This window comes from Burkholderia sp. KCJ3K979 (assembly GCF_016759955.1).
GTDB lineage: Bacteria > Pseudomonadota > Gammaproteobacteria > Burkholderiales > Burkholderiaceae > Burkholderia > Burkholderia orbicola.
Window position 1 is genome coordinate 1 of record NZ_JACFYV010000255.1, and the last position, 8,793, is coordinate 8,793.

The following is an 8,793-nucleotide window of genomic DNA, read 5'->3' on the forward strand; positions in this document are numbered from 1 at the left end:
GTCAGCATTCCAAAAGCACGCGAGTTATTTACAGAATACATCACGACCAAACATCGCCCATTTAACTCAATGATCCAGTATAGATGGTATTGGTTATTAAGAATTTTTGATCAAAATTGGGTTCAGCTTCAGCGCCCCGAATCAATGCGCCGATGGATTCATCGACTGCCATCGATACAAGAAGATCGAGAAAAAATCAATACTACACTCCATCACAAAGGAAACACCTCACAAACCTGGCACGTTATTGTTTATTCCCCGGTGTACCATCGCGCAATTATTCGAGATGGAGATTGGCTAGCTACGATCAAAAGTCAGGCCGCACCCCAAGCCCGGAACAAGAGGAATACATTAAGCCCCCTCCTCCTCAAACGGGCTTCGCTTCTTTTTGAATCCCTGCGACTTTTTTCGCATGAATTCGGATGCCCACACGCAATTCGCTTGATTGATCTTGCAAAAAACTCCAACCTAACGATATCCCAAGCTAGAATAACCATCAATAAACACACCGAACTCCATGCCGCATTTAAATCATCAAATAGCAACCTGAGAGAAAGACAGCTTCGATGGGCACTTGAACAACTTGTTTTAAAGCACTCCGCCATAACAACAAGCAACATTATCTCAAAGGCCAGCCTTTGGCGGACTCAGAAAATCAGCGCGTTGGCTGATCAAATAATCTTAGAGTTCAAAAAAACATATAAATCCCCCGAGCAAACAAATTCTCAAAATTAAAATCCCCCAACGCCAGTCAAACCCAGCACCAGAGCAAACTCCCAGACCAGCCAGACTATTAGTAATTCACCAATAGCATCCCACCAACCCAAATCGCCACCCACAACCGCATCGCATGCGACCTTGCCGCGCATATCGACGCACACAACATAACATTCCTCTTATTAGAAATATCCACACGTTTTTCCATCGTCGTAATTTTCCATAATTATATTTCTTTGTCTTCGATCATCCTGCTCTTTATTTGACAAGTAATCTACGCGTTCAAATTTTCCACAATAATTGTCACCCAAAGCGATGGCCGCTACGACACGCGGCTGGCGGGCAGCGGCGGCAGCGCGCCCGATTTCCGCTGCACGGCCGAGGCGTCGCACGACCGGACGCTGCCCGACGCCTTCGCGCCGTTCTTCGACGACTGGCGCGCGGCCGTCGCCGCGCTGTCGCTGCAGCACGCGGCCGTCGCCCATGTGGAAGACTGCGATCGTCTTGCCCATGCGTCGATCGACCTGCCGATCGACGTCGACGCGGTACGGCCGCTGAAAACGGTCGGGCCCATCGGCGGCGGCGACTTCCTCGTCCGCATCGGCGCGACCGGCGAGCCGCTGTGCTTCGTCGTGCCGGACGTCGCATTCCGCGTGCTGTCCGAGCGGCTGCTGTAGCGCGCGGCTCAGGCAGCCGGGCGCACGGGCGCGCCCTCGCCGCTTTCGTCCGCGAGCCGTCCCGCGTAATCGCGCGCGAATTGCACCGCGATACGGCCCGAGCGCGCGCCGCGTTCGAGCGCCCACTGCAGTGCGGGCTCGCGCGCCGCACGAATCTGCGCGTCATCGAAACCGGCCGCGCCGAGGCGGCTCTCGACGACGGCAAGGTACTCGTCCTGCGTGAAGCCGTAGAACGTGACCCAGATCCCGAAGCGCTCGGACAGCGAAATCCGCTCCTCGACCGCGTCGCCCGGATGCAGCTCGCCGTTCTCCGCGCGCGTCACGTTCGCGTTGTCGCTCGTCTGCTCGGGCATCAGGTGGCGCCGATTCGACGTCGCGTACACCAGCACGTTCGACAGGTCGCTCGCGACCGAGCCGTCGAGCACCGTCTTGAGCCCCTTGTAGCCGGTCTCGCCGGCCTCGAACGACAGGTCGTCGCAAAACACGAGGTAGCGCTCGGGCCGCGCGCGCACCAGCTCGACGATCGCCGGCAGATCGTTCAGCCCTTCCTTGCTGACCTCGATCAGCCGCAAACCGTGCGCCGCGAACGCATGCAGGCACGCCTTCACGATCGACGACTTGCCGGTGCCGCGCGCGCCGGTCAGCAACACGTGATTGGCCGCGAACCCGTGCACGAACTGCCGCGTGTTCCGCTCGACGATCGCCGCCTGGCGGCCGACGTTGCGCAGCGCGTCGAACGCGACGAGCGTGGGCGCGGCGATCGGTTCGAGCGGCGCCGTTTGATGGCCTGCGCCAAAACCGCGCCAGCGAAACGCGATGGCCGCATCGAAATCGACGGCCGCCGGCGGGCGGGTGCCCGCGAGCGCCTCGAGCGCGGTCGCGATCCGTTCGAGCTGACGCGCGAGCGCCGGCGCGGCGACGGACGCCCGTCCGTCCGGCAGCGCGGCCACCAGGTCCTGCATGTCGGGATGGGCGCTCATTGACGGACTCCTTGCGCCCCGCCGGCCTGAAACGGAAAGCGCTGCGCGATCGCGACGCCGAGCAGCGCGACGCTGCCGCCGATCAGGTGATACAGCCGCAGCGATTCGCCGAGCAGCACGATCGCGCCGGCGGCCGTCATCACGGGCAGCAGGTTCATGAACATCGCGCAACGGCTCGGGCCGAGCAGCCGCACGCCCTGCATCCACAGATACGGGAGCACCACCGACGCCAGCACGCCGGCGTAGAGGATCAGCGGCACACTCGCGCGCGTCGGCCACGCGGCCTGCGCGGGCAAGCGCAACAGCATCGGCACCATGAATACGAGCGCGGCCAGCGCCTGCACGTAGGTCGACTGCCAGGCCGGCAGCGCGCCGATGCGCCAGCGCTTGAGCAGCACGCCGTAAAGCGCGTACGCGGCCGATGCGGCCAGCATCAGCAGGTCGCCCGGATGCACGCCGTGTGCGGCGATCGCCGTCGGATGCCCTTCGACGATCAGGTAGACGACGCCCGCGAGCGACAGCACCCCGCCGCCGATCATGCCGGCGCCGGGCGGATCGCCGAGCAGCAGCGAGCTCAGCAGCATCGTCATCAGCGGTACGAGCGCGGTGATGATCGCCATGTTGGTCGCGCTGGTCGTCTTCGCGGCCTCGTAGGACAGGCTCTGGAACAGCGCCATCGCGAGAAAGCCGAGCGTCGCGAGCTTCGGCAGGTGCGCGACGAGCCCCGCGCGATTGCGCCACGCGGGGCGCAGCGTGAAGACGCTCATCAGCGCCACCGCAAGCAGCAACCGGTAGAACGTGATGGCCGACGGGTCGATCGTCGAGGCGGACAGCTCCGACACGACGACGTTGCCGGCCCACAGCGCGATCGCGCAGAAGGGGAGCAGAAAAGGAGACTTGTTCATCGCGTTTGACGGATTAATATCGTGACAGGGAGGCTGGCGTGAATCGGAACGCCATCGTGCCCGCCCGCCCACTGCCTGTCTCACGCCAAAATGTCACGACTTGTCGCCAATCGGACACGCGAGTCCACCCCGCCGTTTGCGCACCTGCGCTACGAATCGACGCCGATGCCCGTGTCGGCGATGGCGGCCACGTACGTGCACGGCACGTCGATCGCGCCGCACCGTCATCGACGCGCGCAATTGCTCTACGCGATCGAGGGCGTGATGCACGTGGAATCGGAAGGCGCGTCGTGGGTCGTGCCGCCGACGCGCGGCGTGTGGCTCGAAGCCGGCCTCGATCATACGGTGCAGATGAGCGGCGACGTGCAGATGCGTACCGTGTTCGTCGAACCGGGCGCGGTCGAGCACCTGCCCGCGCGCAGTTGCGTCGTCGAAGTGCATCCGCTGCTGCGCGAGCTGATTCTCGCCGCGGTCGACGTGCCGCTCGATTACGCGCCGGGCTCGCGCCACGATCACCTGATGCGCCTGCTGCTTGCCGAAGTGACCGTCGCGCCGCTGTTGCCGCTGTACCTGCCGTGGCCGCACGACGCGCGCCTGCGGACGATCTGCGACACGCTGGTCGCCACGCCCGACGACCTGCGCACGATCGCCGAGTGGGCCGACCTGCTCGGCCTGTCGGTCCGCACGCTGCATCGCGCGTTCCGCCGCGAGACGGGGCTCAGCTTCCGCCGCTGGCGCGAGCAGGCGCGGCTGCTGCTCGCGCTCAAGCGTCTGGCGCACGGCGAGAAAGTGCTGACCGTCGCGATGGATCACGGCTACAGCAGCCAGAGCGCGTTCTCCGCGATGTTCAAGCGGCACTTCGGGATGTCGCCGTCGGCGTTTTACGCGTAACGGCCGCGCTGCCGATACCGCTAGCGCGCCGCGATTGCCGCGATGAAGCATGCGCATGCGGCGGCCGACGCCACCGTGCGCACGTGATTCCACCTCGTCCAGTCGTGCAGGTAGCGCGTCCACAGCGCCGCGCCTTGCGCCGTGGCCGGATCGGCCGCGGCGAGCGCATCGTTGAGCGGCACGTTGACGGCCATCGTCACCGCGAACATCCCGAACACGTAGAGCACGCCGCCGGCGAGCACCGCCATCGCGCCCGGCGAGTCGCGATCGAACATCGCGATCACGACGAGCGCGAGCGCCATCAGCGTCGTGCCGAGGAACAGCGGCATGAACGGCGAACGCACGATGTCGACGTTGATCGCGTTCATCGCGGCCGCGCCGGCCTGCGGTGCGAGCCGTCCGAGCGACGTCATCACGAACGTCGAGAACGCGAAGTACACGCCGGCCATCAACCCGCAGCCAATGGCCGAACCCCACAGCAACGCTGAAGTCACGAACGCGATCATGGTCAGGCGCTCCATACGCCGGTCGCGGCGACCGCGCGCGCATAGTCGGCGAAATCGCGCGCCGGGCGCCCGAGCGTGGCCTCGACCCCGTGCGTCACCGCGCTGTTGCGCCCGTCGAGCACCCCGTCGAACAGGTCGTCGAGCAGCGCGACGACCGGCTCCGGCACACCGACCTCGCTCAGCCCCGCGACGAATGCATCGTGCGGAATCTCACGGTAGGCGATCGGCCGCCCGGCGGCCCGCGCGATTTCGCCGACCGCTTCCGCGAACGTCAGCGCGCGCGGGCCGGTGACCTCGATCACGCGGTCCGCGAACCGCGCATCGGTGAGCGCGGCCGCGGCAACGTCCGCGATGTCGTCCGCATCGACGAACGGCTCGCGCACCGCGCCGACCGGCAGCGCGACTTCGCCGGCCAGCACGCCGTCGAGCAGATAGCCCTCGGAGAAGTTCTGGTTGAACCAGCTTGCGCGCACGACACCCCAGCCCACGCCCGACGCCTGCAATGCAGCCTCGGCCGCCTGCGCACGCGGCTCGCCGCGCCCGGACAGCAGCACCACGCGCTCGACGCCGCTCCCCCGCGCGAGCCGCGCGAATCCGGCGATCGCCTCCACCGCGCCTTCGACGGCCAGATCGGGCTGGTAGGTCACATAGGCGGCCGACACGCCGTCGAGCGCGGCGGGCCAGGTCTCGGGCGCCGTCCAGTCGAAGCGAACGGCCGACGTGCGCGACACCGGCCGCGTCGCGAGGCCGCGCGCGCGCAGCCGGGCATCGACGCGGGCGCCCGTCTTGCCCGAACCGCCGACGATGAGGATGGGAAGGGCCGACATGTGCGTCTCCTTTTTTGAAAAACACGAGAATGTCTCGCGTTTTAAAAACACGATAGACTCTCGCATTAGCAACGTCAAGTTTTTCGGGAGACGGCATGGGCCGACAAAAATCGGGGCAGAACGACGAGCCCGACGCGGCGGCAGTGGACGCGCCGGCGCGCGCGCGGCTGGTACCGACGCAGCAGCGCAGCCGCGAGCGGTTCGAGCGCATCCTCGCGTGCGCGTCGGACGTGATGATCGAGAAAGGCTGCGATGCGTTCCGGATGAGCGACATCGTCGAACGCACGGGCATCTCGTTCGGTTCGCTGTACCAGTACTTTCCGGACAAGGCGGCCGTGATCGGCACGCTCGCGGAGCGCTACAACGCAGTCGGGCACGACTGCGTGCGGCGCGACCTCGCGGGGATGAAAACCATCGACGATCTGCACGCCACGCTCGCGCGCATCACCGACAGCTACTACCGGATGTTCGTCGACGAGCCGCTGATGCGCGACATCTGGCGCGCGACCCAGGCCGATCGCGCGCTGCAGGCGCTGGACCGCGCGGATGGAGAATTCCTGGCCGGCCTGTTCGCGGATGCGTTGGCGGAAGTCGCGCCCGACACGACCCGCGCGCAGCGCAGCGCATTCGCCGAGCTGATGATGATCCAGATCGCGGCGGCCGTGCGCCACGCGATCACGCTGCCGCCGAAGGCGGCGCGGCAGTTGCTCACGATGTTCAAGCGCATGCTGCCGCGCGATCTGGCGGTGCTCGACGCGTGATCGCGCCATGCGTGCCGCACAATGCAAGCGGCCGCCCGAAGGCGGCCGCGCGAAGTGGGATGAAGCGCCGCTTACTTGCTGTAGTCGTACACCCCGCGCCCGGTCTTGCGCCCGAGCCGCCCGGCCGACACCATCTCGCGCAGCAGCGGGCACGCACGATACTTCGGATCGCCGAAGTCCTTCACGAACACGTCCATCACCGCGAGGCACACGTCGAGGCCCACGAGATCGGCCAGCGCGAGCGGCCCGATCGGGTGGTTCGCGCCGAGCTTCATCCCCGCGTCGATCTCCTCGGCCGACGCGATGCCTTCGGCCAGCACGAAGAACGCTTCATTGATCATCGGCACCAGGATCCGGTTCACGACGAAGCCCGGCGAATTGCGCACGCCGATCGGCGACTTGTCGAAACGCTCGGTCAGCGCGCGCACGGCCGACGCGGTCGCGTCGCTCGTCTGCAGCCCGCGGATGATCTCGACGAGCGGCATCAGCGGCACCGGGTTGAAGAAGTGCATGCCGAGAAAACGCGACGGATCGGCGAGCGGCGCCGCGAGCGCGGTGATCGAGATCGACGACGTGTTGGTCGCGATGATCGCGTCCGGACGCGCGACCGCCTCGATCTGCTTCAGGATGCGGCCCTTCAGCTCGACGTTCTCGGTCGCGGCTTCGATCACGATGTCGACGGCGGCGAGCTTCGCGTAGTCGGTCGACGTCGTGATGCGCGCGAGCGCCGCATCGCGGGCGTCGGCGTCGAGCTTGTCCTTCGACACGAGCCGCTCGAGGCTGCCCTTGAGCGTCGCGAGGCCCTTGTCGAGCGCGGCGTCGCTGACGTCGATCATCACGACGTTCAGTCCTGCAACGGCGGCGGTTTGCGCAATGCCGTTACCCATGGTTCCGGCGCCCACGACGCCGACGGTTTCGATGGCCATGACGATTCCTGTGTATTCGGAGGCTGAGCGGTCGATTATCAGATGTTCTCGAAGATCGCCGCAATCCCCTGGCCGCCGCCGATGCACATCGTCACGAGCGCGTAACGCCCGCCGATGCGCTTCAGCTCGTACAGCGCCTTCACCGTGATCAGCGCGCCGGTCGCGCCGATCGGGTGACCGAGCGAGATGCCCGAGCCGTTCGGGTTGACCTTGGCCGGATCGAGGCCGAGCTCCTGCGTGACCGCGCACGCCTGGGCCGCGAATGCCTCGTTGGCTTCGATCACGTCGAGATCGCTGATCTTCAGGCCCGCGCGTTCGAGCGCCTTCTTCGTGGCCGGCACCGGGCCGATACCCATGTACGCCGGATCGACGCCCGCGTGCGCATACGCGACGAGGCGGGCGAGCGGCTTCACGCCCTGCGCGCGCGCGGCGTCCGCGCTCATCATCAGCACGGCGGCCGCGGCATCGTTGATGCCCGACGCGTTGCCGGCCGTCACGGTGCCGTTCTCCTTCGCGAACACCGGCTTGAGCTTCGTGAAATCGTCCGCGCTCGCGTCGTGGCGCACGTGCTCGTCGGTATCGAACGCGACCTCGCCCTTCTTCGTGCGGATCGAGATCGGCAGGATCTGGTCCTTGAAGCGCCCTTCCGCGATCGCACGCGCCGCGCGACGATGCGATTCGAGCGCCAGCGCATCCTGCGCGTCACGCGAGATGTCGTATTTCTTCGCGACGTTCTCGGCCGTCACGCCCATGTGGATCGTCTGGAACGGGTCGTGCAGCGCGCCGAGCATCATGTCGACGAGCTTCGCGTCGCCCATGCGCTGGCCGAAGCGCGCGGCCGGCACGGTGTACGGCGCGCGGCTCATGCTCTCCGAGCCGCCGCCGATCGCGACGTCGGCATCGCCGAGCATGATCGTCTGCGCGGCCGACACGATCGCCTGCAGGCCCGAGCCGCACAGGCGGTTCACGGTCAGCGCCGGCGTGTGCTGCGCGACGCCGCCGTTGATCGCCGCGACGCGTGCGAGATACATGTCCTTCGGCTCGGTGTTCACGACGTGGCCGAATACGACGTGCCCGACCGCATCGCCCGACACGTTCGCGCGCGACAGCACTTCGGCGACCACCTTCGCGCCGAGGTCAGTCGGCGAGAAATCCTTCAGGCTGCCGCCGAAATCACCGATCGCGGTACGGACACCGCTCACCACCACGACTTCCTTCGCTGCATTGCTCATCGTCTCACTCCGGTTCGTTCGCGCCCGCGGGCGCGGGGATGCGTTGTGTTACATGTTCGGGTAATTCGGCCCGCCGCCGCCTTCCGGCGTGACCCACACGATGTTCTGCGTCGGGTCCTTGATGTCGCAGGTCTTGCAGTGCACGCAGTTCTGCGCGTTGATCACGAGCCGATCGCCGCCGTCGTCGTTCTTCACGAACTCGTACACCGCCGCCGGGCAGAAGCGCGCCTCCGGCCCCGCGTAGGTGCGCAGGTTCACGTTCACCGGCACGCTCGCGTCCTTCAGCGTCAGGTGCGCCGGCTGGTTCTCCTCGTGGTTCGTGTTCGAGATGAACACCGACGACAGCCGGTCGAACGTCAGCTTGCCGTCCG

Annotated in this window: 12 protein-coding genes; 4 read left to right on the forward strand and 8 right to left on the reverse strand. The window is 66.0% G+C overall.

The window, feature by feature from the left end:
- Window positions 1–735, forward strand: a 735-nt coding sequence (locus tag H3O04_RS31345) for a hypothetical protein (protein WP_202589165.1), incomplete at its 5' end; no start/stop codon positions are given.
- 164 nt (window positions 736–899) lie between these two features.
- Here H3O04_RS31345 and H3O04_RS36375 read toward each other — a convergent pair.
- Entirely contained in the window at window positions 900–1,229 is a 330-nt protein-coding gene (locus H3O04_RS36375) for a hypothetical protein (protein WP_237666499.1), read from the reverse strand.
- Here H3O04_RS36375 and H3O04_RS36380 point away from each other — a divergent pair.
- Entirely contained in the window at window positions 1,203–1,394 is a 192-nt protein-coding gene (locus H3O04_RS36380) for a hypothetical protein (RefSeq protein WP_237666500.1), read from the forward strand. The two genes, H3O04_RS36375 and H3O04_RS36380, sit on opposite strands and share 27 nt — an antisense overlap.
- Window positions 1,395–1,402: 8 nt before the next feature.
- Here H3O04_RS36380 and H3O04_RS31355 read toward each other — a convergent pair whose 3' ends face one another.
- Window positions 1,403–2,374, reverse strand: coding sequence for an ATP-binding protein (locus H3O04_RS31355; RefSeq protein ID WP_202589166.1), 972 nt, complete (start codon window positions 2,372–2,374; stop codon window positions 1,403–1,405).
- On the reverse strand, window positions 2,371–3,279 hold the full coding sequence (locus tag H3O04_RS31360; RefSeq protein WP_202589167.1) for a DMT family transporter: 909 nt from the start codon (window positions 3,277–3,279) through the stop codon (window positions 2,371–2,373). Before H3O04_RS31360 ends, H3O04_RS31355 begins: the two co-directional genes overlap by 4 nt.
- Window positions 3,280–3,369: 90 nt before the next feature.
- Here H3O04_RS31360 and H3O04_RS31365 point away from each other — a divergent pair, with 90 nt between their 5' ends.
- Entirely contained in the window at window positions 3,370–4,170 is an 801-nt protein-coding gene (locus H3O04_RS31365; RefSeq protein WP_027811579.1) for an AraC family transcriptional regulator, read from the forward strand.
- A gap of 20 nt (window positions 4,171–4,190) precedes the next feature.
- On the opposite strand, the gene H3O04_RS31370 is transcribed toward H3O04_RS31365, so the two are convergent.
- Window positions 4,191–4,676: an anthrone oxygenase family protein gene (locus tag H3O04_RS31370; protein ID WP_202589168.1), complete on the reverse strand. Its 486-nt coding sequence runs from the start codon at window positions 4,674–4,676 to the stop codon at window positions 4,191–4,193.
- Window positions 4,677–4,678: 2 nt separating this feature from the next.
- Window positions 4,679–5,503, reverse strand: a complete 825-nt coding sequence (locus H3O04_RS31375; protein ID WP_202589169.1) for an NmrA family transcriptional regulator — start codon at window positions 5,501–5,503, stop codon at window positions 4,679–4,681.
- A gap of 95 nt (window positions 5,504–5,598) precedes the next feature.
- On the opposite strand from H3O04_RS31375, the gene H3O04_RS31380 reads away from it, so the two are divergent.
- Window positions 5,599–6,264 carry a TetR/AcrR family transcriptional regulator gene (locus H3O04_RS31380; RefSeq protein ID WP_124592384.1) on the forward strand — a complete coding sequence of 222 codons (666 nt, stop codon included), beginning with the start codon at window positions 5,599–5,601 and terminating at the stop codon, window positions 6,262–6,264.
- A gap of 71 nt (window positions 6,265–6,335) precedes the next feature.
- On the opposite strand, the gene H3O04_RS31385 is transcribed toward H3O04_RS31380, so the two are convergent.
- The 3 genes from H3O04_RS31385 to H3O04_RS31395 form a co-directional block, all read right to left on the reverse strand.
- Window positions 6,336–7,190: a 3-hydroxybutyryl-CoA dehydrogenase gene (locus tag H3O04_RS31385; RefSeq protein WP_105797942.1), complete on the reverse strand. Its 855-nt coding sequence runs from the start codon at window positions 7,188–7,190 to the stop codon at window positions 6,336–6,338.
- 38 nt (window positions 7,191–7,228) lie between these two features.
- The gene (gene bktB, locus H3O04_RS31390) at window positions 7,229–8,422 is read right to left on the reverse strand and encodes a beta-ketothiolase BktB (RefSeq protein ID WP_202589170.1); all 1,194 of its coding nucleotides are present in this window, start codon (window positions 8,420–8,422) and stop codon (window positions 7,229–7,231) included.
- Window positions 8,423–8,470: 48 nt separating this feature from the next.
- A partial coding sequence (locus H3O04_RS31395; protein ID WP_202589171.1) for a 4Fe-4S dicluster domain-containing protein occupies window positions 8,471–8,793 on the reverse strand: 323 nt, incomplete at its 5' end.